Below are 25,593 nucleotides of genomic sequence, written 5' to 3'. Positions count from 1 at the left end.
ATGGCGTAGTCGCTGTTGAGTCATGCCTCCTTATGGTACGGCTTCGGGGGCCCGGCAAGCGTTAGAGACTAGTGTTCGTTACACAGGGGAAGGGAGTTGGCATGGCGGAGGACAAACCCGACATCGCCTGGCGTGTCATCGGTGGTCTGGTGGGCATGGCGACCGCCTGGGGGATGAGGAAGCTCCTCGGGTTCGTCTGGGTCAAGGCGACCGGCAAGGAGCCGCCCCTCGACGACGACTCGCCCGAGGTGAGCATGGGTGAGGCGATCGGATACGCGATCCTCACCGGCGTCGGGATGTCCGTGGCGCAGATCGTGGTCAACCGGACCGCCAAGAAGCGCTACGACGCGTGGAAGTCTGTGAAGCAGGTGACTCAAGGGCACTGAGGAACTCGCTCGCCCAGCGGTCCACGTCGTAGGTGGCCACCCGGCGGCGCATCGTGCGCATCCGCCGGGCCAGCTCGTGCGGCGTGGCCCGCATGGCGGCGATCATCTGCCGCTTGACGTCCTCGATGTCGTACGGGTTCACCAGGTACGCCTGCCGCAGCTCGTCGGCCGCCCCGGTGAACTCGCTGAGCACCAGCGCGCCCTGCAGGTCGTGGTGGCAGGAGATGTACTCCTTGGCCACCAGGTTCATCCCGTCGCGCAGGGGCGTGACGACCATGACGTCGGCCGCCAGGTAGAGCGCGGCCAGCTCGTCGTGGCCGTAGGACTGGTGGAAGTACTGGATCGGCTGCACCCCGATCTGGGCGTGCTCGCCGTTGATCCGGCCCACCTGCAGCTCGATGTCGTCGCGCAGCTTGCGGTACTCGTCCACGCGCTCGCGGCTCGGGGTGGCGATCTGCACGAAGACCGCCTCGTTCGGGCGCAGGCTGCCGTCCTTGAGCAGCTCGCCGAACGCCTCCAGACGCTGGCCGATGCCCTTGGTGTAGTCGAGCCGGTCCACGCCGAGCAGCACGTGCTCGGGATCGCCCAGCTCGCCCCTGATCTCCTTGGCCCGCGCCACGACGTGCGGCTCGCGCACCAGCGAGTCGAGCTGCCCGAAGTCCACCGAGATGGGGAACGCCTGCGTGGTCACCACCCGGTCGTCCAGGAAGATCTCGTTCCCCTTGTACGGCAGCCCGAGCAGCCGCCGGCACAGCCTGCGGAAGTTCGAGGCGCCGCCGGGCAGCTGGAAGCCGACCAGGTCGGCGCCGAGCAGCCCCTCCACCAGCTCCTTGCGCCAGGGCAGCCGCCAGAACAGCTCGACGGGCGGGAAGGGGATGTGCAGGAAGAAGCCGATCCGCAGGTCGGGCCGGAGCCGCCGGAGCATCGCGGGCACGAGCTGGAGCTGGTAGTCCTGCACCCAGACGACGGCCCCCTCCTCGGCGGCCTCGGCGGCGGCCGCGGCGAAACGTTCGTTGACCGAACGGTAGGTCTCCCACATCTCCCGCTCGAACACCGGCGGCGCCACCACGTCGTGGTAGAGCGGCCAGAGCGTGGCGTTGGAGAAACCCTCGTAGTAGAGCTCGACCTCGCGGGCCGACAGCGGGATGGGGATGAGGCTCATGCCGTCCTGCTCGAACGGTTCGAGCTTCTCGTCCGGCGCCCCGTGCCAACCGGCCCAGGCGCCGTGGCGGCGCTTCATCACGGGCGCTATGGCCGTCACGAGCCCCCCCGGGCTCCTGCGCCACGAGGCCGTTCCGTCTGGCTCGATCGCGCGATCGACCGGCAAGCGGTTCGCGACGATCAGAAACGAGCTACGGCCGGTCACGCAGTCCTCCTAGGGCTCAGGTCGAGGAGAGCCGCAGGCGCGGCTCACGGCGGCCGCGACCTCGTCCGGCCCCCCGCGGGGAATGATCGCGGCGATGTGGGCATCTGGCCTGATCACCCATGCTTCATCCGGCCGCGCACCGAGTCTTTCGGCGAGCGAGCCGGTCGCATCCATCTCCGTGAGCTCGCGGACGGCGAGCGGTGCCGTAATGACCTTGCCCAGGACCTGCACAAACAAACTCGAATCGCACATATCGCCCAACAGAATGAGGAAACCGTCCCGGCAGAACTCGCGCAGTCTGCCCTTCGCCAGCGGCACGTCCGGCAGGATCACTCCGGGCGCCGGATCGCACAGCGCGCCCTTCGGCGGACGCCCCCCGAACGGCCGGCCCGGCTCGGGCGTGGTGAGCGGCGAGTCCACGTACCAGTAGGGCTCGGCGAAGCGCCCGGAGTCCACCTCGGCGACCAGGCCGCCCTCCAGCACCTCCCGCCGTCTGGCCCGGTCCCGGTCCGTCCTGGGCGCGAGGAAGCGCATGGTGGCGGCGGTCACCTCCAGGTTCTCCCGCGCCGCCGCGTGCCGCTCGGCGTGGTACGACTCCAGCAGCTCCGGCCCGGCCCAGCCGTTCAGCGCGAAGGCGAGCTTCCAGGCCGCGTTCTCGGCGTCGGGCACGCCGGAGTTGAGCCCCCGGGCCCCGAAGGGCGCCACCAGATGGGCGCAGTCGCCGGCCAGCAGCACCCGTCCGACCCGCATCCGCGAGGCGATGCGTGAGTGGAACCGGTACGTGCTGTGCCAGATCAGCTCGTACGGGCGATCCCCGATGATTTGCTGGATTTTCTGCGAAATATCGTCTCTTGTTGGGATGAAGTCCGGCGCGATCTGCCAGTCGATCCGGTACGTCCCGTTGGGGCAGGGATGGATGAGGACCTGCCGGCCCGGGTTCCACACGGGGTCGAAGTAGAAGCGCCGCTCGTTCTCCCAGCCCGGCAGATCCGCCCGGATGTCGCAGATCAGGAACTGGTCGTCGAACGCCTCGCCGTCGAAGGAGACGCCGAGCGACCGGCGTACCTGCTGGGCCCTGGCGCCCGCGCAGACCAGCACGTAGGGGGCGCGCAGCAGCCGCTGCCCGCACTGGACCTCGACCCCCGCCGGGTCCTGGACCAGCCCGGTGACCTCGTGGCCCCAGCGCACCTCGATGAGCGGCTGGTCGGCGATGACCTCGTCGAGCAGCTGCTCGGTGCGGGCCTGGGAGATGTTCACGCACGGCGGCAGCGGGCCCTGGCCGTCGAAGGACCAGGAGAACAGCTCACGGTCGCGGTAGTACGTGCGGGCGGTGGTCCAGGCCAGCCCCTCCTCCGCCACCCGGCCCGCGCCCGCCGCGGCCCAGATGTCGAGCACGTCGCGCTGCTGGCAGATCGACTTCGAGCCGCCGCCGTCGCGGGCCTGCCGCCGGTCCAGCACCAGCACCCGGACGCCCCAGCGGGCCAGCAGCAACGCGGCGGTCTGGCCGACCGGCCCCGCGCCGACGACGATGACCTGCGGCCCGGATTCCGCGGGCCTCATGACTGGAGCTCGTCCCACACCTCGCGGTCGCGCTCGGCGGTCCAGACGCGCGGCCGTTCGACGCCGTGGAGCTCGTCCCAGAGGCGGGAGACGTTGAAGGGCAGGCAGTGCTCGAAGATGGGCCAGCCGCCGTAGCGCGGCCGCAGGGCCCGGTGGGTGCGCTCGAACGCCTCCTTCAGCCCGCTCGCCGCGCCGACCTCGCGCAGCATCACGGTCAGGAAGTCGCGGCTCTGGGCGATGGCCGCCTCGACCTCGGCCTTGCCGTGGGCCACCGCTCCCCTGCCGCCGACCAGCGTCTCGGCCCCGAACGAGGCGACGCGGTCGAGCGTGCCGGAGGCCCATTCGCGGTGGAAGGCGTCGCCGGTGTAGAGCGCGGCCTGCGACTCCACCAGGTCGCCGGCGAACAGGATGCGCCGGTCGGGCAGCCAGGCCACCAGGTCGCCCTCGGTGTGGCCGCGTCCGCAGTGGGCCAGCACCAGGTCGCCCCTGCCGCCGCCGAGGTCGATGGTGAAGGTGTCGCTGAAGGTGGCGGTGGGCCAGGTCAGGCCGGGGATCGAGCCGGGGTCCTTGAACAGGCGGGGCATCCGGGCGTACTCGCTGGCCCAGTCCTGCTCGCCGCGCTCGGCGATCAGCTCGCGGGTCTTGTCGTGGGCCACGACGACGTCCGCGCCGAACGCCGAGGCGCCCAGCACGCGGACCGCGTGGTAGTGGGAGAGCACGAGGTACCTGACCGGTTTGCCGGTGTGCTCGCGCAGCCTGGCCAGCCAGTCGCCCGCGGCCGTGGGCGTGGCCAGGGCCTCGAAGCAGACCAGGAAGTCCTCGCCCTCGATCGCGCCCACGTTCGGGTCGCCCTCGGCGGTGAGCGCGTAGACGCCTTCCGCCAGCACCTCAAGGGACTGCCGCTTCTCACCGAGATCCGCCGACGAGGCGAACGGCTTGATCATCGTCTCTCCTCACGCGCTGAGGCCGACCCGCTGACGAACCAGGACATACCCCACAGACGGCCCTTGCAGCTGCGCTGCGCCGGCCCTCCCTTGACAGTGCTCGGCAGGACGGGGAAGTGTTTACCGAACAATCGGTCAGTAAGCAAGGGAGACCAGGTGGAGAGCGCGCGCCGCATGCTGGACGCCGACACCGCCTCCGCCGCCCTGGGCATCGAGCTGGTGGAGCTGGCCGAGGGGCGCGCGGTGTGCCGGATGACCGTGACCGGCCAGATGATCAACGGACACGCCATCTGCCACGGCGGCTACGTCTTCCTCCTGGCCGACACCGCCTTCGCCTGCGCGTGCAACACCCGGGGCCCGGTGACCGTGGCGGCCGGGGCCGAGATCACCTTCGTCGCCCCCGCCCACGAGGGCGACGTGCTGGTGGCCGAGGCGGCCGAGCGCACCACCTACGGCCGCAGCGGCATCTACGACATCACCGTGCGCGGGGCCGGCGGCCGGGTGGTCGCGGAGTTCCGCGGGCGCAGCAGGGAGCTGAGATGAGGCCCTTCCCGCCGCCGTCCCCCGAGGAGCTCGACCCGGTCGAGCGCGTCTCCAGGGACGAGCTCATGGCCCTGCAACTGCGGCGCCTGCGCTGGACGCTGTCCCACGCCTACGACAACGTGCCGCTCTACCGGCGCAAGTTCGACGAGCACGGCGTCCGTCCCGGCGACTGCCGGACCCTGGACGACCTCGCGCTCTTCCCGTTCACCACCAAGGAGGACCTGCGCGAGTCGTACCCGTTCGGCATGTTCGCCGTGCCGCGCGAGCGGGTGGCGCGCGTCCACGCCTCCTCGGGCACCACGGGCAAGCCCACGGTCGTCGGGTACACCAAGGCCGACCTCGACGTCTGGGCGCAGGTGATGGCCCGGTCGATCCGGGCGTCCGGCGGGCGTCCCGGCGACGTGGTGCACGTGGCGTACGGCTACGGGCTGTTCACCGGCGGCCTCGGCGCCCACTACGGGGCCGAGCGGCTGGGCTGCACGGTGGTGCCGGTCTCCGGCGGCATGACGGCCCGGCAGGTCCAGCTCATCACCGACCTGCGGCCCAGGGTCATCATGGTCACGCCGTCGTACCTGCTGGCGCTGCTCGACGAGTTCGCCGCCCAGGGCCTCGACCCGCGCGAGAGCTCGCTGGAGATCGGCATCTTCGGCGCCGAGCCCTGGACCGAGCGCATGCGCGCCGAGATCGAGGAGCGCTTCGACCTGCACGCCGTCGACATCTACGGGCTGTCGGAGGTCATGGGCCCCGGCGTGGCCAACGAGTGCGTCGAGACCAAGGACGGCCTGCACGTCTGGGAGGACCACTTCTACCCCGAGACCGTCGACCCGTTCACCGGCGAGCCCGCCCCCGACGGCGGCGAGCTGGTGTTCACCAGCCTCACCAAGGAGGCCATGCCGGTCATCCGCTACCGCACCCGCGACCTGACCCGGTTGCTGCCCGGCACGGCCAGGCCCGCCTTCCGCCGCATGGAGAAGGTCACCGGCCGCACCGACGACATGATCATCCTGCGCGGCGTGAACGTGTTCCCGACCCAGATCGAGGAGCTCGTGCTGCGTGTGCCCGGGCTGTCGCCGCACTTCCAGCTGCACCTGACCCGGCCGGACCGGCTCGACGTGCTCACCGTCAGGGTCGAGGCGCGGCCGGGCGCGACCGCCCGCGAGGAGGCCGGGCGCGCGCTGCGGCACGCGGTCAAGGCGGGCGTCGGCGTGAGCGTCGAGGTCGAGGTGGTGGACCCCGAGACGCTGGAGCGGTCGGTGGGCAAGCTCAGGCGCGTGGTGGACAGACGGGACGTCTGACCTCACGGCCGCCGGGCTACGGCGTCAGCTCGTCACGGGGGTCGGACGCCGGCAACGACGGGGCCTTGAGGCGCAGGTCGGCGCGGATGGTCTTGCCGAGCTTGCCGGTCGCGCCGCGGTTGAGCGCGCCGCCGGCGACGGCTCCGGTGAGGAAGGGGCCGAACGTGGTCAGGTGGCGCCCGAGCGTGCGCATGAGACGGTTGCGGAGAGCGGCCTTGGACGCGGCGCCGAGCGCGAGCGAGACGGACGCGGGGGCGAGGGGGTCGATCCCGCGCTGCTTGGCCCAGGCGGAGGCGAAGGCGAAGGCGCGCTGCGTGCCGTTGCCCTGGACGCGGACGCCGTAGACCTCGTGCAGCTCGGCCAGGAGCTTGACCTCGATCGCGGCGACGACGATGGTCTCCGCGACGAGCTGCGCGGGCGCGGAGAGCAGGAGGGGTGGTGCGGCGAACTGGGCCGCCGCCAGTGCTCCGCCGATGGCGCCGACCGTCATCGTGGCCTTCTGGGCGGTGCGCACCAGGTCGTCGGCGAGCTCCTCGCCGGTGAGGCCGTGATGATGCTCCGACAGCGTCGAAAGATCGCGGATGGGGATGCGGGGCGCGATGGTGAGGAAGACGTCGGCCAGCCAGCGGCCGCGGCCTGCGCCGCTCTCGCGGGCCTTCTTCGCCCCTGCGGCCAGGGACCTGGCTAGTCGGCCGAGCAGTCTGCGCCGCTCGGCCGGCTCCAGCTCACCGGACTCGGTGAGCCGCACAACGAGCTCGCCGACCTCCTTGTCGGGGTCGGCGATCCCGTCGTCCGTCTGTTGCTTGTTGTCCTTCTCGGGCTCGGCCACGCGATGCCTCCGTCCTCTTGGTCGCGACCGCTCAGGGTAGGCGGGCTCGGTCGTGCCTTGGGTCCCTCACCCTGAGCTCCTTCGCTCCAGCGGTCAGGCGGCGCACTCCCGGCAGATCTGCTGGCCGTTCTTCTCGGAGGCCAGCTGGCTGCGGTGGTGCACCAGGAAGCAGCGCGAGCAGGTGAACTCGTCGGCCTGACGGGGAATGACCCGCAGGGAGAGCTCTTCGTTCGACAGATCCGCGCCGGGCAGCTCCAGCGACTCGGCGAGGTCGGTCTCGTCGATGTCGATGCTGCCGGACGACTTGTCGGTACGCCGTGCCTGGAGTTCCTGGAGGCTGTCCTCTCCCAGGTCGTCGTCTGTCTTTCGCGGGCTGTCGTAGTCGGTAGCCATTGTGCTTACTCCATCCCCCTCATCTATATGTCTTCGCGCTCATCGCGCGTCTTCTAACGTCCGGGAGGCCCATCTTGTGCCCGTTCCGTCGGGGAGATTTTCCATCGGTACCCCGCGCGAACGGACAACGAACCTCCCAACACGACAGGGCCTGCTGCCGACGGCAATGGTTAGCCAAATATGGCGAAACCCACAGCCTTGGCGTCATGCACCACCGTGTTCGACGGCACATCCAACCACATGTACGGCGAGAACGAGACGCCCCCACTACATCAACACGCGGACGAACACCCCTGAACGTCACCCGTCGGCGCCCCATGGCCCACTCAAGGACGCTCACTCAACGCGTCGGAAGCCGAATCGTCACCACAAGTCCTCCGCCGTCACGCGGCACCGCGGTCACGTTTCCACCGTGTGCCTGCACCACCGCACGGACGATGGACAGCCCCAGACCCGCCCCCTTGGCCGATTCCACGCGGTCGGCGTGGAGCCTCCTGAACGGCTCGAACAGGCTGTTCACCTCGTACGCCGGGACGTGCTGCCCCGTGTTGGCCACCTGAACAACCAGCCCCCCGTCTGCCATTCCCGTCCGGATCCAGACTTTTCCGTTTTCGGGAAGGTTGTACTTCACGGCGTTCTCCAGCAGGTTGCTGACCGACCGCTCCAGAAGCACCGGGTCGCCCACGGTAGGCGCGCTGACCAGTTCGGCCACAACGGTCACGCCGTGTTCGGCGGCGAAGGGCGCGAGCTGTTCCACGGCCGTCTGCGCGACTTCCTGAACGTCGAGCGGTTTGCGCACCGCGAGTTCTCGTTCGCTCCTGGCGAGCAACAGCAGTCCCTCGATGAGCTTCTCGTTACGCGCGTTGACTTCCAGCAGCGTGCGCCCGAGCGCTTTGAGGTCCTCGGACGCCTCCGGATCCGACAACGCGATCTCCAGGACGGTCCGGTTAATCGTCAACGGCGTGCGCAATTCGTGGGAGGCGTTGGCCACGAATCTGCGCTGGGTGTCGAAGGCAACGTTGAGCCGGGTGAGCATCGCGTCGAAGGTGTCGGCCAGCTCCTTCAGCTCGTCATTGGGGCCGCGCAGGGCGATGCGCTGGTGGGCGAGCGTGCTCTCCGACAGCTTGCGGGCCGCGCTGGTCATCTGGGCGACCGGCCGCAGCGCCCGGTCGGCCACGAAGTAGCCGATGATGAGCGCGAGGATGCCGACCCCGGCCAGCGCCATGAACGAGCTGGTGAACAGCGCGTCGCGGGCGCTGCTGACGGCCCGCCCCTTGGCCAGGGTCCACCGGTTCTGCATGATGGCGGCGTCGAGCGGGTCGAGGTCGTCGGTGATCAGGTCGGGCCAGGCGTTCTCGATCGACCTGCCGACGATCGAGTAGACGACGAACAGCAGCACCGCCGCGGCGGCGAACACCAGAGCGCTGTAGGTGAGCGTGAGCCGCCACCGGATGCTCACCTTGGCCGGCAGCCCCCTGACCCGTTCCAGGGTACTGCGGGCGGCGGGCGTCTCCGCGCCGGGCGGGGGCGGGCCGTCCCAGGCCGGCGGGCCGGTCGGGGGTGGCGCCTCCTGCACGCGCGTCGCCTTCCTTGCCGAATGGGGGCTGATCATCGGATGCGTCGGCCCCGCCCCGCGCTCTGGCCGTTCGCTCACAACTTGTACCCAACCCCGGGCACGGTCTCGATCACCTGAGGCTCGCCCAGCTTCTTCCGCAGCGTCATCATGGTCACCCGGACGACGTTCGTGAACGGGTCGATGTTCTCGTCCCACGCCTTGTCCAGCAGGTCCTCCTGGCTGACCACCGCGCCCTCGGCGCGCATCAGCTCCTCCAGGACCGCGAACTCCTTCTTGGTGAGCACGATCTCCTTGCCGTCGCGCTCGACCAGCCGCTTGCCCGGGTCGAGGCGGATCCCGGCCCGCTCCAGCACGGGCGGCAGGGCGGGCGCCGAACGCCGCCCGAGCGCGCGCACCCGGGCCACCAGCTCGATGAACACGAACGGCTTGGCCAGGTAGTCGTCGGCCCCGAGGCCGAGCCCCTCCACCTTGTCGTCCACGTCGCCGGAGGCGGTCAGCATGAGGATCCGCGAGGCCGAGCGCTGCTCGACCAGCCGGCGGCACACCTCGTCGCCGTGCACGACCGGCAGGTCGCGGTCGAGCACGATCACGTCGTAGTCGATGTAGGAGGTGCGCTCAAGGGCGCCGCCGCCGTCGTAGGCGACATCGACGGCCATGGCCTCACGCCGCAGCCCGGTCGCGATCGCGTCGGCGAGCACCCGCTCATCCTCGACAACCAGCACTCGCACGCCTGGTACACCCTCTTTCCGGTTCCGGTGTCTCATTCTGCCTACAGGCTCGATAAGCGCACGGTAAGGCATGTCCAGGGGTGTGCCGGGCAGGGGCCGCACACATTCATGTTTCAGAGGGCGATAACCCGGGGTATGCCGTCGGGACACCCATTGCCCGGACATCCACTGGCAATGGACTCCCTTGGCCCCGCACGGATCGAACCCCTGAGAGAGTAGGTGAGATGGGCGAGTTCACCACCACGATCGAACGCCGCCTCGACCAGGCTTACAAGGGCCTCTCCGAGGCCCGCAGCACCGGCGACGACTACCTCGCCGACACCCTCACCGCCGAGATCGAGGACCTGCGCCGCCTGGCCGACGATCACGGCGTCCCGCTGCCGCGCTAGACATACGCGTGCGACGGCCGGGGCCCGCTGGGCCCCGGCCGTCCTGTCATGTTCGCGACCCCGTCAGGAGTCGCGTTCGGGGTCCAGCTGCACGAGCAGGTCGTGCAGCTCCTCGAACAGGCCCGGAGCCGCGCACAGCGCGAACTCGGGGCCGACCGGCCGGCCGTGCAGGCCGCCGAGCCGGGCTCCCGACTCGGTCGCCACCAGCCCGGCCGCGGCGTGGTCCCACGTGTTGGTGCCGCGCTCGTAGTACGCGTCCACCCGGCCCGCCGCCACCGAGCACAGGTCGATGGCGCACGAGCCGCCGCGCCGGATGTCGCGCACCCGCGGCAGCACCGCCGCCACGACCTGTCCCTGCACCTCGCGGCGCGGCGCCGAGTAGCCGAACCCGGTCGCGACCAGCGCCCGGGCCAGCGGCACCCCGCTGTTGCAGCGCAGCCGCGCGCCGCCCAGCCAGGCCCCCTCGCCGAGCGCGGCGGTGAACACCTCGCCCCGCGCCGGCACGTTGACGACCCCCGCCACGACCCGCCCGGCCACCTCGACGGCGATGGACACCGCCCAGTCGGGCAGGCCGTACAGGAAGTTGACGGTGCCGTCGACGGGATCGACGATCCACCGCACGTCGGACGCGCCCGGCGCCTCGCCGCCCTCCTCGCCCAGGAACCGGTCGTCCGGACGGACCGCCAGGACACGCTCGCGGATCAGCTCCTCCGACGCCTTGTCCAGGATGGTGACGACGTCCGTGGGGCTGGACTTGGTCTCGACGTCCTCCGACATCGTGGGCCGCTTGGCCAGGAGCATGTCCCCGGCCTCGCGGGCGACGTCCTCGGCCAGCCGCAGGAAGTCGGTCATCAGGCCACCGAGTCCGGGCGCTTCCACTCCTCGCCGAGCACGTGCTGGGCGAGGAAGGCGAGCACGGTCTCGTACCAGGCGACGATGTTGCCCGGCTTGAGGATCCAGTGGTTCTCGTCGGGGAAGTACAGGAACTTCGACTCGACGTCGGTGCGCTGCAGGTCCCACCACAGGCGCAGGGACTCGCCGATCGGCACCCGGTAGTCCTTGTCGCCGTGGATGACGAGCATCGGGGTGGTGATCTTGCCGAGCCCCAGGTGCGGGGAGAGCCGGTCGTACCGCTCGGAGCCGGGCTCGCCGAACTCGCGCTGCCAGTACAGCGAGGAGTCGGTGGTGCCGGCGAACTGGTCGAGGTTCCACAGCGCGGCGTGGGTGACGATGGCCTGGTAGCGGTCGGTGTGCCCGGCCAGCCAGTTGGCCATGTAGCCGCCGAACGAGCCGCCCATCGCCGCCACGCGCTCGTCGTCGATGTCGTCCCTGGCCAGGGCGACGTCCACGACGGCGTCGAGGTCGGCCTGGGTGCGCGGGCCCCAGTCGCCCCAGCCGCGGTCGATCATCTCCTGGCCGTAGCCGGTGGACAGGCAGGGATCGGGCATGAGGACGGCGTACCCGCGCTGCGCCATGATCCACGCCTGCCAGCGCCACTGCCAGTCGTTCCAGGACGCGACCGGGCCGCCGTGGATCCACAGCAGGAACGGCGCCGGGTTGTCGGCCGAGGCCCCCTCGGGCAGCACGAGCCAGCCGCGCACGGTCGCGCCGTCGTCGGCGGTGGCCGAGATCTCGGTCAGCGTGCCCGGCACCTCGGGGCGTGGGGCCGGCGAGGGCAGGTCGGCGATCTCGCCGGTGGCCGCGTCGATCCTGGCCGGGGCGGGGGCGAGGGCGATGTTGCTGCGCAGGGCGTAGACGTACGCGCCGTCGGCGCTCGCGTTCACCCCGAGGTAGGCGGCGTCGTCGCCGGTGAGCCTGGTGTGCTCGCCGTCCAGCGGGACGCGGAAGACCGGGCGGCGGCCCTGGTGGTCGGCGACGAGGTAGAGGGCCGAGGAGTCGGGGGCCCAGGCGAGGTCCATCGGGAACAGGTCGGGGGCGTAGGCCCGGCCCTCGCCGGTGGCCAGGTCGGCGATCCACAGCTCGACGCGGACGGAGACGTCCGTGCTCGTGATGCGCTCGCGCGCGCAGGCCACCCGCGTGCCGTCGGGCGAGACGGCGATCGGGCCGCCGAAGTCGTGCGCCTCGTCGGTGAGCAGGGTGCGCCGCCGGCCGGTGGCCACGTCGATGGCGACCAGGTCCGTACGGTTGTCGCCACCGGACAGGTACCTGCGCCAGGTGACGATCACGGTGGAGCCGTCGGGGGTGAGCTCGAAGGCGGCGTCGCGCAGCGCCTCGCCCGCGTCGGGGGTCAGCTCGCGCACGTCCTCCAGGCGGTCGGCGCCGAGCCGGCCGGTGAACAGCCGGGTGCGGGCCGGGCCGAGGTCGTGGTCCCAGTAGCGGACCGGGTAGCCCTCGTGCAGGATCGCGCTGGTCCCGGAGTCCTTGCGGGCCTTGCGCCGCTCCTCCTCGGTCGACTCGTCGCCGTCGAGCACGTCGGAGGCGAACACCACCACGTCGCCCGCCGTGCGCGCGGCGCCGATGCCGCCGGGGCGGGTGGCGATCTGGCGGGCCTCGCCGCCGGCGCGCGGCAGCAGCCACAGCGCGGGCACCTCGTCGGTGGCGTCCTTGACGGTGGTGTCGGGACGCGCGGAGGTGAACAGCACGTCCCCGGCGTCGGTGAAGACGGCGGCCGTCTCGCCCTTGGCGGACCGGGTCAGACGGTACGGCTCACCGTCGAGGGGGATCGCCCAGAGCGCGGTGCCGTACGACTTGCCGTCGGGATTGAGGGCCTGCACGGCCGAGATCAGACGGGAGCCGTCAGGCGAGAGCTTCAGGGAGAGGACCCGGGGAATGGCCACATAGTCACGAATGTCATCGAATGCGCTCACTCGATCGAACCTACCTGTTCACCGGCGCTCCGCGGGCGACGCCGCGCTCCGCGCTCCCCCGGCACTCCCTCCGGCCGGACCGTCCGCTCTCCTGACTAGGCTTGACACGTGGCTGATTACGACGCTCTGCTCGTCCTGTCGTTCGGCGGTCCCGAGGGCCCCGACGACGTGCTGCCGTTCCTGGAGAACGTCGTGCGGGGGCGCGGCGTGCCGCGCGAGCGGCTGCTCGCGGTGGCCGAGCACTACCAGGGCTTCGGCGGCGTCAGCCCGATCAACCAGCAGAACCGCGAGCTGGTCGAGGCGCTGCGCCCGGTCGCGGGCGTGCCGGTCTATTGGGGCAACCGCAACTGGCACCCCTTCGGCGAGGACACCGTGCGGCGGATGGCGGCCGACGGCGTGCGCCGGGCCGCCGTCTTCGCCACCTCGGCGTTCGCCGGATATTCGAGCTGCCGCCAGTACTACGAGGACATCGCCAGGATCTCCGTCGAGGGCGGCCCCGAGCTGATCAAGATGCGGCACTTCGGCGACCATCCGGGGTTCGTCGCGGCGATGGCCGACCACACGCGCCAGGCGCTGGAGCGGCTGGGCCGCCAGGACGCCCGGCTGGTGTTCACCGCCCACAGCATCCCGGTCTCCATGGCCGAGACCGCCGGCCCCTCGGGCGGCCTGTACGAGTCCCAGCTCCGCCGCAGCGCCGAGCTGGTCAACCAGGCGCTGGGCCGCGACGAGCCCTGGCACCTGGTGTGGCAGTCGCGCAGCGGCCCCCCGCAGGTGCCGTGGCTGGAGCCCGACGTGTGCGACTTCCTGCGCAAGACGGACGCCGGCTCGGTCGTCCTGGTGCCGATCGGGTTCGTCTCCGACCACATGGAGGTCGTCTACGACCTCGACACCGAGGCCCGGCAGGTGGCCGCCGAGCTGGGCCTGCCGATGGAGCGCGCGGCGACGGCCGGCACCCATCCGGCGTTCGTGCGCATGGTCCGAGAGCTGATGGACGAGCCGGCGTCCGTCCCGTGCCCGCTCACCTGCTGCCCGCGTCCGGTCCGGCCCGGCGGGCGGCCTCAGGCGTAGGTGCGGGCGTACGCCTCGGCGATGCCCATGACCTTGTCCACGTAGTCCCACGAGTGGTTGTAGAACCAGATCGACTTGCGCAGCTTCGCGCCGCCCTTGCCCGCGCCGTTGGCGCACAGGTAGTTGGCGGCGCCGGGCACCGCGTCGTAGGGGCTCCAGATGTCGGCCTTGCCGTCGCCGTCGCCGTCCACGCCGTAGTGCTTCCAGGTGGCGGGCATGAACTGCATCGGCCCCAGGGCGCCCGCGCTGGAGGGGCCGTTGTTGCGGCCGTGGCTGCTCTCGACCTGGCCGATGGCCGCCAGCACCGTCCAGGACAGGCCGGGGCAGCGGGTGGCGGCGGCCTTGTAGAGGTCGAGGTAGCTGTTCGGGCGGCCGACGGTGACCGGCTGCTGCTGTTGTTGCTGCGGTTGCTGTTGCTGTTGCTTCTGGGCGCGGCTGGCCGCGTCCAGCACGACGACCTGCGCGCCCTTGCCGAGCAGCCGCCGCACGCCGGCCTCGGCGATCGTGCCCGGCTTGCCGTGCAGCAGCACCGCGACGCCCTTCGCGAAGCCGAGCGACCTGCCCACCTCCAGGCTGACCAGGCCGTCCACGCCGGAGAGCCCGAGCGTGGCCGAGGCCGCGACCCGGAGCCTCGGGCCGCCGTCCACCTGGTACATCGCGCCGAGGATCATGCCGTACTTGCGGGTCGTGCCGGCCTCGGCGACCAGCTCGCCCCTGGCCAGCGCGCTCCAGACGGCGGGCTGGTCGGCGACGGGCTGGGGCGTCCAGGAGCGGAAGTCGGCCGGGTCGACGGCCAGCAGATTGAGCGACGTGCCGGCGACCTTGACCGCGCCGGCGTCCACGACGGCGGCCTTCTGCACGTGCTTGAGCGCGCCCAGAGCGAGCCTGGTCCGCCGGGAGACCGTGGCGGGCGCGATCGCCAGCACCCGCGGCGGCGTCACCGTGACGCCCGGACCGCCCTGGCCGAAATCCTTGACCGGCGCCGTCGTGGGTACGAGCTGGTCGAGGCGGGGAGCGGCCTCCGGAACCGCGCGGGTGATCGGCCTGCGCACCGGCTCCTGGGCCGTTCTGACCAGGTCATCGCCCATGAGCACGACGACTCCCCCGGCCACGGCGGTGACCACGAGCACGCCGAGGACCATGAGCAGGACCGCGCGGAGAGAGGGAAGACCGGACATCAGCCACACGTTAACCCACTCACCGGAAATATCACTTGCCATCCGGACAGACGGTGCGCCATCGTGGGGGCGCCAAGTAAGGGGGAAACAGCGTGGTCGGGCCTTACCGGGGGTTGTTCAACGGGCCCGGCGTCAAAGGATTCGTGCTGGCCGGGTTCGTCGGCCGGATGCCGATGTCCATGCTCGGCATCGGCGTCGTGCTGCTGATCTCCACCGTCACCGGGTCCTTCGCCACCGCCGGCGCGGTCGGCGCCACCACCAACGTGGCCTTCGCGATCGCGGCGCCGCTGTCCGGGCGGCTGGTGGACAGGTTCGGCCAGAACCGGGTGATCGCCCCCTTCTCCGTGATCAACGCGCTGGCGATGGCCGCGCTGATGCTCAGCGCCGCGCTCGGCCTGCCCGAGTGGACCCTGTACGTCTCCGGCCTGCTGATCGGCGCGTCCTCCCTGTCCATCGGGTCGATGGTGCGGGCCCGCTGGTCCACGATCCACGGCGGCACCGGGACGCTGCACACCGCCTTCGCCTTCGAGTCCGTGGCCGACGAGGTCGTCTTCGTCACCGGGCCCGCGCTCGTCACGGTGCTGGCCACCGCGGTCAACCCGTACGCGGGGCTGCTGGTGGCGCTGGTGTGCATGCTCGGCGGCTGTCTGGCCCTGGCGGCGCAGCGGCGTACGCAGCCGCCCGTGCAAACGGTCAGGACGGGCGGCGGCACGCCCATCCTGATCCCCGGCATCGCCCTGCTGGCGTGCGTCTACCTCGGGCTCGGCGCGGTGTTCGGCTCGGTGGACCTGATCATGGTCGCCTTCGCCGAGGAGCACGGTGTGAAGGGCGCCTCGGGATTCCTGCTGGCGGCGTTCGCGGGCGGGTCGATGGTGTCGGGGCTGTGGTTCGGCTCGCGGGAGTGGCGGATCTCGCTGCGCGCCCGGTTCATCCGCGCGCTGGGCGTGTTCGTGGTGGGCCTGCTGCCGATCCTGCTCGTGGACGACCCGTGGATCATGGCCGCCGTGGCGTTCGTGGCCGGTCTGGCCATCTCGCCGACGCTCATCACCGGGTTCTCGCTCACCGAGCGGCTGGTCCCGCCGTCCCTGCTCACCGAGGGCATGGCCTGGATCTCCACCTCGATCGGGTTCGGCGTGGCGATCGGCGCGTGGGCGGGCGGGCATCTCACCGACACCTTCGGCGCGTCCAGCGCGTTCGGCTTCGCCGTGTGCGCGGCGCTCCTGGCGGCGGTCGTGGGCGTCGGAGGTTCGGGTTTGCTGAGACTTCCGGAAGCGCCTTCACCCCTGAAGAGCTGATCCGCTACGGTCGGGAGTTATCCCTCGCAACACCCATCACACCGGAAGCTCTGTTATGTCCCGACAAATCACTTCACTTCTAGCTATCGCGGCAGTTTGCGTCACCCTGGCTCCCGCGCCCGCGTTCGCCCAGACGCCGAAGAAGGCCGAGGTCGATTGCGAGCAGGTCAAGTGCATCGCGCTGACCTTCGACGACGGGCCCGGCCAGTACGCGGGCACCTTGCTGGACACCCTCAAGAAGTACGGCGCCAAGGCGACGTTCTTCCTGGAGGGCCAGTACGTGAACAGCCGCCCGGCCTTCGTCAAGCGCATGGTCACCGAGGGCCACGAGGTGGGCAACCACAGCTACAAGCACCCCGACTTCACCAAGATCGACGCCGGGGTCATCAGGAGCGAGATCAAGAAGACCCAGGACGCGGTCAAGAAGGCGGCGGGCGTCGAGCCCAAGCTGCTGCGACCGCCGTACGGGCTGGCCGACATCCAGGTGTCGGATGTCGCGACCGAGTTCGGCATGCCCATGATCCTCTGGACGGCCGGCTCGCACGACTGGGACACCAAGAACGTCGAGGCCATCAAGAAGAAGACCCTTGAGGTGGCCGAGCGCGACGGCATCATCCTCATGCACGACTGGGTCAAGCAGACCGTGGACGCCATGCCCTCGATCGTCAAGTCGCTGCAGGCCAAGGGCTACCAGCTGGTCACGGTCTCCGACGTGGTCAAGCAGCAGAACCTCCAGCCCGGTCAGATTTTCCCGGTTCCCGAAGGCTGGCAGAAGTGAGTATCGTTCACGTTTAATCGGAACGACGCTCGGAGGGGCGCCTCATGGTCTTCACTAACTGGGCCGGGAACCAGACGGGCGCCCCTGCCGAGGTGCGCACCCCCGCGAGCGTGGCGGACGTCGTCCAGGCCGTGCGGGACGCCTCGGCCGCCGGGCGCCGCCTGCGCATGGTCGGCACGGGCCACTCCTTCACCGGGGTGGCCCTCACCGACGGGATCATGCTCCGCCCCGAGGGGCTCAGCGGCATCAGGTCCGCCGGCGAGGACCGCGTCACGGTGCTGGCCGGCACACCGCTCAAGGTGCTGAACGAACTGCTCGACCAGCGCGGGCTCGCCCTGGCCAACATGGGCGACATCACCGAGCAGACCGTCGCCGGCGCGATCCAGACCGGCACCCACGGCACCGGCCGCGACAGCGGCGGCCTCGCCGACCAGGTCACCGAGCTGGAGCTGGTGCTCGCCGACGGCTCGGTCGTCACGGCCGCACCCGGCGAGGACCTGTTCGACGCGGCCCGGGTCGGCCTCGGGGCGCTGGGCGTGCTGACGGCCGTGACGTTCCGGGTGGAGCCGGCGTTCCTGCTGCGCAACCGGCGGCGCAGGATGACGCTCACCGACATCCTCGCCTCGCTCGACTCGCTGACCTCGGCCAACGAGCACCTCGACTTCTTCTGGCTGCCGCACACCGACGCCTGCCTGGTCAAGACCAACAACAGGGACGCGGGCCCGGCCAGGCCGCCGAGCCCGTTCAAGCACTGGCTGGACAACGTGTTCCTGGAGAACACCGTCTTCGGCGCCGCCTGCGCCGTCGGCGGGCGGCGTCCGGCGCTGATCCCGCGGATCAACGCGATCAGCGCGGCGGCGCTCGGCGACTCGGAGGCGGTGGACACCTCGTACAAGGTGTTCACCGCCCGCCGGGACGTGCGGTTCCTGGAGATGGAGTACGCCGTGCCGCGCGAGCACCTGGCCCAGGCGCTGCGCGAGACCCGCGACCTGATCGACAGGATGGACTGGAAGATCACCTTCCCCGTCGAGGTCCGGGTCACGCCGCCCAGCGACGCCTGGCTGTCCACCGCGTACGGCCGCGACTCGGCCTACGTCGCCTGCCACATCTACCGGCCCACGCCCAACCCCGCCTACTTCGAGGGCGTGGAGGAGATCATGAACCGGCTGGACGGCCGGCCGCACTGGGGCAAGATGCACACCCGGGACGCCGCGTACCTGCGCAAGGTCTACCCCCGCTTCGACGACTTCGTCGCGCTGCGCGACCGGCTGGACCCGCGCCGGGTGTTCACCAACGACTACCTCGACGTGGTGCTCGGCTAGCGTCCCTGCTGCTGCGCGGGCGGCTCGTCCGGCTGCGTCGTGGCCGGGGGCGCGCTGGACTGCTGCTCACCCGGGTCGGGGCGCTCCTGCTCCTCCTCGCCGGGCCCGGGCGTCTCGGGGACGGGCTCGACCGTGTCCGTGGGCGTGGGCGTCGGCGTGCCGGTCGGCGTCGGCTCGCCGGTCCCGGAGGGCGGCGGGGTGCGCGGCGTGTCCGTGGGCGTCGGGGTGGGGGTCGGGGTGGGCGACTGCGTCGGACCGGTCGGCCGGTCGTCGCGGTCCTGGCGGTCGTGCCCCTGATCCTTGACGGGGGCGCGCTGCTGCTCCTTCACCGTCGTCTGCCCGCCGGTGACCCGCTCGTGCAGCGTCCGGTGGTCGAGGGCCTGGAAGGCGAGGATGCCGCCCATGCTGACCGCGAACACCAGCGCGGCCGCGACCGCCATCTTCAGCCACGGCAGCCCCCTGCGCCCGGCGGGCTCGACGACCGGCATGACCAGCGTGTCATGCCCCCGGCCGCCGCCTCCCTGCACGGCGTGCGCGGCGGTCTCCTCCCCTACGGCACGGGTGGCGTGCGCGGCGGTCTCCTCGCCCGCGGCCGGGGTGGCGTTCGCGGCGGCGGCGAGCAGGCCCTGCCCCTCCTCCTGCTCCTCGCGCCACGCGGACAACGTGTGCTGCTTGACCCGGTCGCCGGTGCGCTTGAGATAGTGCGTGTAGACGGCACTGGCCACCGTGCTGGCGATGCTGAATACGGCGGCGCCGATCACGGTGCCCGCCACCCCGAGATAGGAGGCGGCCACCGCGGCGGTGACGGCGGCGAGGGCGCTCCCGAGGATCTGTGGCACGCTCAGCTCGAACTTCCGCTGCTCGCCGGTCATCCCCCGGATCAGTCCCCTCTGGTCATGCGTACGGTAAAGAGCTTCCTCGTGAATAGACGCGAGCGCGTGTCCCGTTGTTCCTGTGACCTGCGTGACAGGCATCCTCGTAACTCGTGCCCCGACGATTCGGCCTACCCTCCGTCTACCTCGCCGCGGCCGTGGCGACGGCCGCGACGACCGCTGTCCCGCTCGCCATGACGCCCGCCTCCGGACTCGCCCTGCGCCCCTCGGCCTCCGAGCCCACCCGGCCCTACATCGTCACCGCCCGCAGCCGCGCGGACGCCCGGGACCTCGTCGCGGAGGTGAGATGGCGGGTACGGCGTTACTACACCGAGGCCCTGCCGGGTTTCGCCACCTTCCTCACCGTCGGCGAGCTGGCCGAGCTCAGATCCGATCCCCGGGTCCTGGCCGTCGAGCCCGACCGCGAGATCCACGCCATGCCCGGCGACGCGCCCGCCCCCGCCTCCGACACGGACGCCGACACGGGCACGGGCGCGGGCGCGACCGTGTTCGTCGTGGACACCGGCGTCGACGTCACCCGGGCCGAGTTCGGCGACCGGGCCTGGCGCGCCTTCGACGCCACCGGCGGCACCGGGCGCGACTGCGGCGGGCACGGCACGCACGTGGCCAGGACCGTCGCCGGGCGGGCGCCGGAGGCCAGGATCGCCTCGGTGCGGGTGCTCGGCTGCGCGGGGTCGGGCTCGCTGGCCGACGTGCTGGCCGGGCTCGACTGGATCCGGCGGCACGCGCGCGGCCCGTCCGTCGTCACGCTCGCCGCCGACGGGGCCGACTCGCCCGCGCTCGGCGCCGCCGTACGGTCGCTGGTGCGCTCGGGGGTGTTCGTCGCGGGCGCGGCCGACTCGGGCTGGTGCCAGGTTTCCTCCGGCGGGCAGGCGTTCTCGGCGGGCGCCCCGTACCTCGCCGCCGCCGCGGCGCGTCTTCTCGAACGCCGTCCCGACGCCGGCCCCTCCCTTGTCGCGAGTTCGCTGAAGTGCACAACAGCACGCGCCGCGATTCGCCAGAATCCGTCGAGGAGCCCTAACCTCCTCATGCACAGCGGCGGGCATTAGAGGAAATGGAATCCACAAATGTGACCGGCGTCACATCGCCCCCGGGGCTTCCCAGGAAGGCGATGTTCGGACATGCCGGGTACGGTGCTGGCAGGCAACCGGCACACGCGAGAGACTCAAGGGTCCGGGGGAAGAATGGCGACGCTGACGAAGGGACTCGCATGCAGGAGCTCCGACTCGTCGCGGTGAGTGAGGACGGCACCTATCTCGTGCTGGCTACTGCCGGGCGGGGTACGCGCTTCACCCTTCCCGTGGACGACCGGCTCCGTGCTGCCGTCCGCGGCAACTTCTCCCGTCTCGGCCAGTACGAGATCGAAGTGGAGAGCCCGTTGCGCCCCAAGGAGATCCAGGCACGCATCCGCGCCGGAGAGACAGCGGAAGAGATCGCCGCGACCGCCGGGATCCCGGTCGAACGAGTCCGCTGGTTCGAGGGCCCGGTGCTGCAGGAGCGGGAGTACGTCGCCCAGCAGGCGCAGCGCGTCGCCGTCCGCATGCCCGGGGAGACCGCGCCCGGTCCCACCCTCGGCGAGCTGGTGGCCGAGCGGCTGACCAGGCGCGGCGTGCCCACCGACGAGATCGACTGGGACTCGGCCAAGCGCGACGACGGCCTGTGGCGGGTCAAGCTCGGCTACGTCTGGAACGGTCACACGCGCCACGCCGAATGGCTCTTCGACCCGCGAAAGCGCCACGTCTCCCCGCACGACGACGAGGCCATGCGCCTGTCGTCCGCCGACTTCGATCCCGAGCCCGCCGTGGTGGAGGACACCACGGTCACGCCGTTCGCGCCGCGGGTGGCCAAGCTGCAGCCGGTGCCGCCGCTCGCCTCCGACCCGCTGCCGTTCCCGTCGGTCGTGCGCCGCGAGCCGGAGGAGCCGGCCGTCGGCTACACCCCGCCGCCCAGGGCCGCCGACACCGGCGGCTACGGCCGCGGCCCCGACCTGCCGGGACGTGACCTGCCTGGGCGTGATGTTCCTGGGCGTGACGTGTCGTTCGACCGGCCGTCGCCGGCGCGGGAGAGCGCGTCGGACAGCTCGTCGTCCCTGCCCGAGACCACCCGCGCCCCCTTCCGGGGCGAGGGCTTCCACCCGGACCCGTCCCGTGCCGAGGGGCAGCGCGGTGAGCGTGGTGAGCGTGGTGAGCGCGCTGAGGGCCAGCGCGGGGAGACCGCGGGCCGCGAGACCGGCTTCGGCCGCTCCCCGGACGTCTCCTCCCGCCGCGGCGGCACGTCGCCGTGGCTGCCCGACTTCGGCTCCGGCCGCTCGGGCGAGCGCGACGACTCCATCTACGCGCCCGCCACCCCGCCGCCGTCCCGCCCGCTCGCCTCACACCCGTCGCCCCCCGAACCGACGACATCCGCCCAGCCACCCGCCGCCTCGGACCTCCGCCCGCAGCCACCCGCCGCCTCGGACTTCGGTACGCAGCCACCCGCGACCCCGGACTTCCGGACGCAGCCGCCTGCGGCCTCGGCACCTGGCGCACAGCCGTCGGCAGGCCCGTCGCTCGATGGGCAACCGTCGGTCAGTCCGTCGTCGGGTGCGCAGTCGCCTGCCGCTCCGGAGGCCGGTGCTCAGTCGCCTGCTGCTCCGGAGTCTCTTGGTCAGCAGGCGGCGGTGTCCGCTCCTGAGGTCGCCGCCACGTCGGCGGCTCCTGAGGTCCTGCCGACGTCGGCCGCTTCTGAAGGGCCTGTGACGCAGCCGTCGCAGCCGTCGTCGCCGACGTCCGCCGGGGAGCGCACGGCCGAGCCCGACGCTTCCGTCCCGGCCCCGGCCCAGCCCGTCACCTCGACACCCGCGGTCGCGACGCCCGCCGCCGCGGCGCCCGTCCAGCCGGAGCCCTCCGCCACGGCCGACGTGCAGCAGGAGACCGCGGCCACCACGGAGGCCCAGCCGACTGGCTCGGCCGTGGATGCTCAGCTCTCCACGACGCCGGAGGCCGACACCACGTCCGTCTCCGCCACGCCCGAGACCGACACCACCGGTTCTCCCGCGTCCGAAGACGCCGCCACCACCTCCGACACCGGCAATGCCCAGGTCACCACGCCCGAGGCAAGCGACTCCACCGCGCCCTCGTCGGACGCCTCGACGGCCGGTGCGACGGACGTCCCGGACGCCGCTGCGGAGGCTTCCTCCGCCGAAGCGCCCACTGTGGCCACCACCGAGGCGACCGCCTCGGACGTGACATCAAGCGCACCGACCGCGGCTCCCCCGGCAGCCGCCGAGGACGCCCCGGAACCCCCTGCGACCACCGAGACGGACGCCACCCCTCAGGCCGAGCCTGTCCCGGCCGAGACGGCGACGCCCGACGCGCCCGCCGCCGAGACGTCTGCCACCCAGGACACACCGGCCGACGAGACCGACGCAGAGTCCTCGGCCACTCCGGAGGCGGCTACGGCGAAGTCCCCGGACGCCGAGCAGGAGAGCCCGGCGACAGCACCGGAGCCCGCCGCCCAGGACGTGGCCGCCGAGGACGTGTCCGGGCCGAAGACGTCTATGCCGGAGGTGGCCGAGGAGGTTGCGTCCGAAGAGGTGGCGGAGAAGGTCGAGAAGAAGGCGCCCGCGCCCAGGCCCAAGCCGGGCCCCGGCGCGCCCAAGGGCACCCCGCCGGTCCCGGCCGCGCGTCCCGGCAAGGACGACGCCAAGGGCCCCGGCAAGGACGACGTCCCGGTGCCCTCTCCGCCGCCCGCTCCGGCCGCGCGCCAGGCGCGCAAGAATTCGCGGGGCCGCCGGGCCTCCGTGCCGACGTGGGACGAGATCATGTTCGGCGCCCGCCGCCAGGACTGACCCGCACCCGATCAAGCGACCACAGGCCGCGCCCACCTCGACAGGAGGGCGCGGCCTCGGTCGTTCAGGAAGGAAGCACCGCGGTGGTCGGCGGAGGCGTTCAGTCCTGCGGCGGGACGGTGTGGGGCCGCATGAACGGGGCCAGCCACTCCGGCGTCACCTCGGCGGGGAACGCCGCGCCCTGAGCTTCAGAGACGTCCAGCGCGTCGTAGCCGCCCTTGCCCGCGCCGACCCCCGCGATCAGCGTCAGCACCCCGGCCCGTCGCTGGAACCAGGTCTGGCGCAGCCGCCAGCCCACCACGGCCCGGCGTTCGATCACCGCTTCGGCGCGGCGCAACGAACCCGACCGGACCGCCAGCCGGGCGCCGTCGTAGCCGTGCCCCAGGGAGGCGTACCGGTCGAGGCCCAGGAACACCCCAGCGCCCGCCAGGAGCAACGCCAGAACCGTCAGGATCCACCAGAGCATCATTCCTGTGGCCCACGCTCCGGCGGCGCTCAGCGTGGCCAGGAGGAGCCAGGGGAAGACCGCGCGGAACAGGCGGCGGTTGCGGGCGATCGGCGGATGGGCGCGCAGGGTGGAGCGGAAGGGGCCCACGGCGTCGGCGGTGACGCCGACGGCGACCTGGCGCGGCACGTCGGGCAGCAGCTGCCCGCGCGTCTCGGAGTCGCCGAGGCCGGTCACGATCGCCCAGACGCGTACGACCCCGGCCAGGCGTTCGGCCAGACCGTCGACGATCTCGTAACCGCGCACCCGCCGGGACTCCAGCGACACGCTGCGCCGGTTGATCAGCCCGCGTTCGGCCACGAGGTAGCCGTCGCGGCGGGTGAGCCTGAAGTCCCAGTTGAAGACCGCGTACATCACGCCGCCGACGAACGGCATGGCGACGACCAGCAGCAGCGCCACGACGAGCAGCAGGTAGGGGTGCTCCCACAGCCACTCCCCCGCGCTCCAGGCGGCGTCCTGGCCGAAGCCCAGGTCGTCGCCCCACTGGAAGGCCAGCCCCACCGCGCCGCCGGCGAGCGCGAAGGGCGTGAGCAGGTACGCCCCGGACAGCGGCCCGTACAGGAGCCACCGGCGCGGGACGGCGATGATCGGCCGGTTCACGGGCGCGGGGCCGGGGGCCGGGATGTGCTCGGCCTCCCTGACCTGGACGGCACGGCGCAGCAGCACCGCCTTGAGGCGTTCCGCCTCGTCCAGCGTGACGCCGTCGAGCGCGGCCTCCTCGTCGTCGCCGCTCGCGCCCGTGTCGACCTTGAGCACGGCGAGCCCGAGAATGCGGTGCATGGGCGGCGTGGACACGTCGACGCCGCGCACCCGTTCCAGCGGGATGGTCCGGATCGAGCGGCTGATGAGCGACCGCTTGGTCTCCAGGCGGTCGCCGACGATCTCGTACGTGAAGGTGGCCCAGCGGATGACCGCGAACACGACGGTGCCGACGACGCCGAACGCCGCCCACGCGTACGACCTGGCCGAGAAGCCGCCCACGAACAGCACGCCGACCAGGGGCAGCAGCAGCGAGGGCAGCATGCGTACCGGATCGATGAGCAGCACCTTGGGGCTCAGCCGCCTGTGCGCGGGGGGCGCGGGGGGCGGAGGAGGCAGAGAGGGCGGGGGTGGCGGCGGCTGGGTCACGTGGCGTCGTCCCTGAGCTCTTCGGCGCGGTGGGCGAGCCGTTCGGCGAGCCCGGCCGCCACCTCGAAGTCGAGGCCCTTGATCGTGGACGAGCCCGCGTGCGAGGCGGTGCGGATCTCCAGCGTGGCCAGGCCGAGCAGCCGTTCCATCCACCCCTGGCCCTTGTCGACCGTCTGGATGCGGCTCACCGGCACGAACACCCACTCCCTGGTCAGGAACCCCGACCTGGCGTAGACGACGTCGCCCGACAACTCCCAGCGGTGGACGGCGTACCTGATGAACGGCTCCGCCGCCAGGAACGGCGTCAGCACGACCCCGACCACCAGCGGCAACAACCAGGAACGCGCGGCGAGCCAGGACGGAACCCACGACCAGCCGCTGCCCCCCAACCACCCGGCCACCACGGCCGAACCGCCCACGAAGAGCACGAATCCGATCGCCGCCTGCAGCAACCACAGGCGGCGGGCTTTGGGCGAGACGCGGTGCGCGGGGTCACGCAGTGGGCCTTTTGACGTCACAAGAACCAGCTTAGGGCGCACGCCCCGAAAGACGATCTGACCCCGCCCCCCAAGATCTCTTCCCTCCCCCGGCACAACTGCCAAGGCCCCCCACGAAAGGCATCCCCACAGACAGCGCCGGCCGCCCCCGGAGGTCCAAGGCCGGTGAACGGGCGAAGGCGGTGCCGAGGGCTACAGGGAGCGCCCAAGAGGTCCGGCCCGGCCGGGGAGCGCCGCTGTCTGCCACGACGGCAATGCGCAGG

General features: G+C 71.8%; 23 protein-coding genes. 10 read left to right on the top strand and 13 right to left on the bottom strand.

Going from position 1 to position 25,593, the window contains the following annotated elements; translation table 11 throughout:
- Positions 1–101 precede the first annotated feature (101 nt).
- Entirely contained in the window at positions 102–386 is a 285-nt protein-coding gene (locus tag ABT158_RS30375) for a DUF4235 domain-containing protein (protein WP_352324039.1), read from the top strand.
- Here ABT158_RS30375 and ABT158_RS30370 read toward each other — a convergent pair.
- From ABT158_RS30370 to ABT158_RS30360, 3 genes are read right to left on the bottom strand one after another with little or no spacing between them, the layout of a single operon-like run.
- The gene (locus ABT158_RS30370; protein ID WP_352359155.1) at positions 319–1,752 is read right to left on the bottom strand and encodes an alpha,alpha-trehalose-phosphate synthase (UDP-forming); all 1,434 of its coding nucleotides are present in this window, start codon (positions 1,750–1,752) and stop codon (positions 319–321) included. The two genes, ABT158_RS30375 and ABT158_RS30370, sit on opposite strands and share 68 nt — an antisense overlap.
- A 9-nt stretch (positions 1,753–1,761) precedes the next feature.
- On the bottom strand, positions 1,762–3,312 hold the full coding sequence (locus ABT158_RS30365) for an FAD-dependent monooxygenase (RefSeq protein ID WP_352359153.1): 1,551 nt from the start codon (positions 3,310–3,312) through the stop codon (positions 1,762–1,764).
- Positions 3,309–4,256 (bottom strand): MBL fold metallo-hydrolase, encoded by a 948-nt coding sequence (locus tag ABT158_RS30360; protein WP_352359151.1) that lies wholly within the window; start codon positions 4,254–4,256, stop codon positions 3,309–3,311. The genes ABT158_RS30365 and ABT158_RS30360 overlap by 4 nt, the downstream gene beginning before the upstream one ends.
- 174 nt (positions 4,257–4,430) lie before the next feature.
- Here ABT158_RS30360 and paaI point away from each other — a divergent pair, with 174 nt between their 5' ends.
- Both paaI and paaK read left to right on the top strand, forming a co-directional pair.
- On the top strand, positions 4,431–4,799 hold the full coding sequence (gene paaI, locus ABT158_RS30355) for a hydroxyphenylacetyl-CoA thioesterase PaaI (RefSeq protein WP_352324061.1): 369 nt from the start codon (positions 4,431–4,433) through the stop codon (positions 4,797–4,799).
- A complete protein-coding gene (gene paaK / locus ABT158_RS30350) occupies positions 4,796–6,094 on the top strand; it encodes a phenylacetate--CoA ligase PaaK (RefSeq protein ID WP_352359149.1) in 1,299 nt (432 codons plus the stop codon). Before paaI ends, paaK begins: the two co-directional genes overlap by 4 nt.
- A 16-nt stretch (positions 6,095–6,110) precedes the next feature.
- Here the strand turns inward: paaK and ABT158_RS30345 are convergent, their stop codons facing one another.
- The 4 genes from ABT158_RS30345 to ABT158_RS30330 form a co-directional block, all read right to left on the bottom strand.
- A complete protein-coding gene (locus ABT158_RS30345) occupies positions 6,111–6,923 on the bottom strand; it encodes a hypothetical protein (RefSeq protein ID WP_352359147.1) in 813 nt (270 codons plus the stop codon).
- A gap of 93 nt (positions 6,924–7,016) precedes the next feature.
- A complete protein-coding gene (locus ABT158_RS30340; protein ID WP_352324238.1) occupies positions 7,017–7,316 on the bottom strand; it encodes a DUF4193 domain-containing protein in 300 nt (99 codons plus the stop codon).
- Positions 7,317–7,656: 340 nt separating this feature from the next.
- Complete coding sequence (locus ABT158_RS30335; protein ID WP_502911580.1) at positions 7,657–8,928, bottom strand: sensor histidine kinase; 1,272 nt, start codon at positions 8,926–8,928, stop codon at positions 7,657–7,659.
- Positions 8,929–8,966: 38 nt separating this feature from the next.
- On the bottom strand, positions 8,967–9,620 hold the full coding sequence (locus ABT158_RS30330; RefSeq protein ID WP_349451511.1) for a response regulator transcription factor: 654 nt from the start codon (positions 9,618–9,620) through the stop codon (positions 8,967–8,969).
- Positions 9,621–9,844: 224 nt separating this feature from the next.
- Here ABT158_RS30330 and ABT158_RS30325 point away from each other — a divergent pair, with 224 nt between their 5' ends.
- Positions 9,845–10,009, top strand: a complete 165-nt coding sequence (locus ABT158_RS30325) for a hypothetical protein (protein WP_352359142.1) — start codon at positions 9,845–9,847, stop codon at positions 10,007–10,009.
- A 63-nt stretch (positions 10,010–10,072) separates the two neighbouring features.
- On the opposite strand, the gene ABT158_RS30320 is transcribed toward ABT158_RS30325, so the two are convergent.
- Both ABT158_RS30320 and ABT158_RS30315 read right to left on the bottom strand, forming a co-directional pair.
- Positions 10,073–10,861: an inositol monophosphatase family protein gene (locus tag ABT158_RS30320; protein WP_352359140.1), complete on the bottom strand. Its 789-nt coding sequence runs from the start codon at positions 10,859–10,861 to the stop codon at positions 10,073–10,075.
- Positions 10,861–12,807 carry a S9 family peptidase gene (locus tag ABT158_RS30315; RefSeq protein ID WP_352359244.1) on the bottom strand — a complete coding sequence of 649 codons (1,947 nt, stop codon included), beginning with the start codon at positions 12,805–12,807 and terminating at the stop codon, positions 10,861–10,863. Before ABT158_RS30315 ends, ABT158_RS30320 begins: the two co-directional genes overlap by 1 nt.
- 138 nt (positions 12,808–12,945) lie before the next feature.
- Here ABT158_RS30315 and ABT158_RS30310 point away from each other — a divergent pair, with 138 nt between their 5' ends.
- The gene (locus ABT158_RS30310) at positions 12,946–13,905 is read left to right on the top strand and encodes a ferrochelatase (RefSeq protein WP_352359138.1); all 960 of its coding nucleotides are present in this window, start codon (positions 12,946–12,948) and stop codon (positions 13,903–13,905) included.
- Here ABT158_RS30310 and ABT158_RS30305 read toward each other — a convergent pair.
- The gene (locus tag ABT158_RS30305; RefSeq protein ID WP_352359136.1) at positions 13,896–15,083 is read right to left on the bottom strand and encodes a lytic transglycosylase domain-containing protein; all 1,188 of its coding nucleotides are present in this window, start codon (positions 15,081–15,083) and stop codon (positions 13,896–13,898) included. The two genes, ABT158_RS30310 and ABT158_RS30305, sit on opposite strands and share 10 nt — an antisense overlap.
- A gap of 92 nt (positions 15,084–15,175) precedes the next feature.
- Between ABT158_RS30305 and ABT158_RS30300 the strand changes: the two genes are divergently transcribed.
- Genes ABT158_RS30300 through ABT158_RS30290 form a run of 3 tightly spaced genes read left to right on the top strand, consistent with a single transcriptional unit; the run spans position 15,176 to position 18,478 of the window.
- A complete protein-coding gene (locus ABT158_RS30300; RefSeq protein WP_352359134.1) occupies positions 15,176–16,378 on the top strand; it encodes an MFS transporter in 1,203 nt (400 codons plus the stop codon).
- Positions 16,379–16,433: 55 nt separating this feature from the next.
- On the top strand, positions 16,434–17,156 hold the full coding sequence (locus tag ABT158_RS30295) for a polysaccharide deacetylase family protein (RefSeq protein WP_352359132.1): 723 nt from the start codon (positions 16,434–16,436) through the stop codon (positions 17,154–17,156).
- Between the two features lie 44 nt (positions 17,157–17,200).
- A complete protein-coding gene (locus ABT158_RS30290; protein WP_352359130.1) occupies positions 17,201–18,478 on the top strand; it encodes a D-arabinono-1,4-lactone oxidase in 1,278 nt (425 codons plus the stop codon).
- Here the strand turns inward: ABT158_RS30290 and ABT158_RS30285 are convergent.
- The gene (locus ABT158_RS30285; protein ID WP_352359128.1) at positions 18,475–19,350 is read right to left on the bottom strand and encodes a hypothetical protein; all 876 of its coding nucleotides are present in this window, start codon (positions 19,348–19,350) and stop codon (positions 18,475–18,477) included. The genes ABT158_RS30290 and ABT158_RS30285 overlap by 4 nt on opposite strands.
- A gap of 113 nt (positions 19,351–19,463) precedes the next feature.
- On the opposite strand from ABT158_RS30285, the gene ABT158_RS30280 reads away from it, so the two are divergent.
- The gene (locus ABT158_RS30280) at positions 19,464–20,420 is read left to right on the top strand and encodes a S8 family serine peptidase (RefSeq protein ID WP_352359126.1); all 957 of its coding nucleotides are present in this window, start codon (positions 19,464–19,466) and stop codon (positions 20,418–20,420) included.
- A gap of 161 nt (positions 20,421–20,581) precedes the next feature.
- Positions 20,582–23,200 carry a septation protein SepH gene (gene sepH / locus ABT158_RS30275; protein ID WP_352359124.1) on the top strand — a complete coding sequence of 873 codons (2,619 nt, stop codon included), beginning with the start codon at positions 20,582–20,584 and terminating at the stop codon, positions 23,198–23,200.
- Positions 23,201–23,300: 100 nt separating this feature from the next.
- Here the strand turns inward: sepH and ABT158_RS30270 are convergent, their stop codons facing one another.
- Together ABT158_RS30270 and ABT158_RS30265 are read right to left on the bottom strand one after the other, a co-directional pair.
- Positions 23,301–24,752: a PH domain-containing protein gene (locus tag ABT158_RS30270; protein ID WP_352359122.1), complete on the bottom strand. Its 1,452-nt coding sequence runs from the start codon at positions 24,750–24,752 to the stop codon at positions 23,301–23,303.
- A gap of 77 nt (positions 24,753–24,829) precedes the next feature.
- The gene (locus ABT158_RS30265) at positions 24,830–25,351 is read right to left on the bottom strand and encodes a PH domain-containing protein (RefSeq protein WP_352359120.1); all 522 of its coding nucleotides are present in this window, start codon (positions 25,349–25,351) and stop codon (positions 24,830–24,832) included.
- Positions 25,352–25,593: the final 242 nt, after the last annotated feature.

The organism is Nonomuraea sp. NPDC001636, from assembly GCF_040298265.1.
In the GTDB taxonomy this organism is placed as follows: Bacteria; Actinomycetota; Actinomycetes; order Streptosporangiales; family Streptosporangiaceae; genus Nonomuraea.
Note: the sequence above shows the minus strand (reverse complement) of the source record. Positions and strands in the feature narration are given on the sequence as shown.

Excerpts from the sequence above, each read along its gene's own strand:
- ABT158_RS30375 (WP_352324039.1), top strand. The coding sequence starts at position 102 with ATGGCGGAGGACAAACCCGACATCGCCTGGCGTGTCATCGGTGGTCTG.
- ABT158_RS30365 (WP_352359153.1), bottom strand. The coding sequence starts at position 3,312 with ATGAGGCCCGCGGAATCCGGGCCGCAGGTCATCGTCGTCGGCGCGGGG.
- ABT158_RS30360 (WP_352359151.1), bottom strand. The coding sequence starts at position 4,256 with ATGATCAAGCCGTTCGCCTCGTCGGCGGATCTCGGTGAGAAGCGGCAG.
- paaI (WP_352324061.1), top strand. The coding sequence starts at position 4,431 with ATGCTGGACGCCGACACCGCCTCCGCCGCCCTGGGCATCGAGCTGGTG.
- paaK (WP_352359149.1), top strand. The coding sequence starts at position 4,796 with ATGAGGCCCTTCCCGCCGCCGTCCCCCGAGGAGCTCGACCCGGTCGAG.
- ABT158_RS30340 (WP_352324238.1), bottom strand. The coding sequence starts at position 7,316 with ATGGCTACCGACTACGACAGCCCGCGAAAGACAGACGACGACCTGGGA.
- ABT158_RS30335 (WP_502911580.1), bottom strand. The coding sequence starts at position 8,928 with ATGATCAGCCCCCATTCGGCAAGGAAGGCGACGCGCGTGCAGGAGGCG.
- ABT158_RS30325 (WP_352359142.1), top strand. The coding sequence starts at position 9,845 with ATGGGCGAGTTCACCACCACGATCGAACGCCGCCTCGACCAGGCTTAC.
- ABT158_RS30320 (WP_352359140.1), bottom strand. The coding sequence starts at position 10,861 with ATGACCGACTTCCTGCGGCTGGCCGAGGACGTCGCCCGCGAGGCCGGG.
- ABT158_RS30305 (WP_352359136.1), bottom strand. The coding sequence starts at position 15,083 with ATGTCCGGTCTTCCCTCTCTCCGCGCGGTCCTGCTCATGGTCCTCGGC.
- ABT158_RS30295 (WP_352359132.1), top strand. The coding sequence starts at position 16,434 with ATGTCCCGACAAATCACTTCACTTCTAGCTATCGCGGCAGTTTGCGTC.
- ABT158_RS30290 (WP_352359130.1), top strand. The coding sequence starts at position 17,201 with ATGGTCTTCACTAACTGGGCCGGGAACCAGACGGGCGCCCCTGCCGAG.
- ABT158_RS30285 (WP_352359128.1), bottom strand. The coding sequence starts at position 19,350 with ATGACCGGCGAGCAGCGGAAGTTCGAGCTGAGCGTGCCACAGATCCTC.
- sepH (WP_352359124.1), top strand. The coding sequence starts at position 20,582 with ATGCAGGAGCTCCGACTCGTCGCGGTGAGTGAGGACGGCACCTATCTC.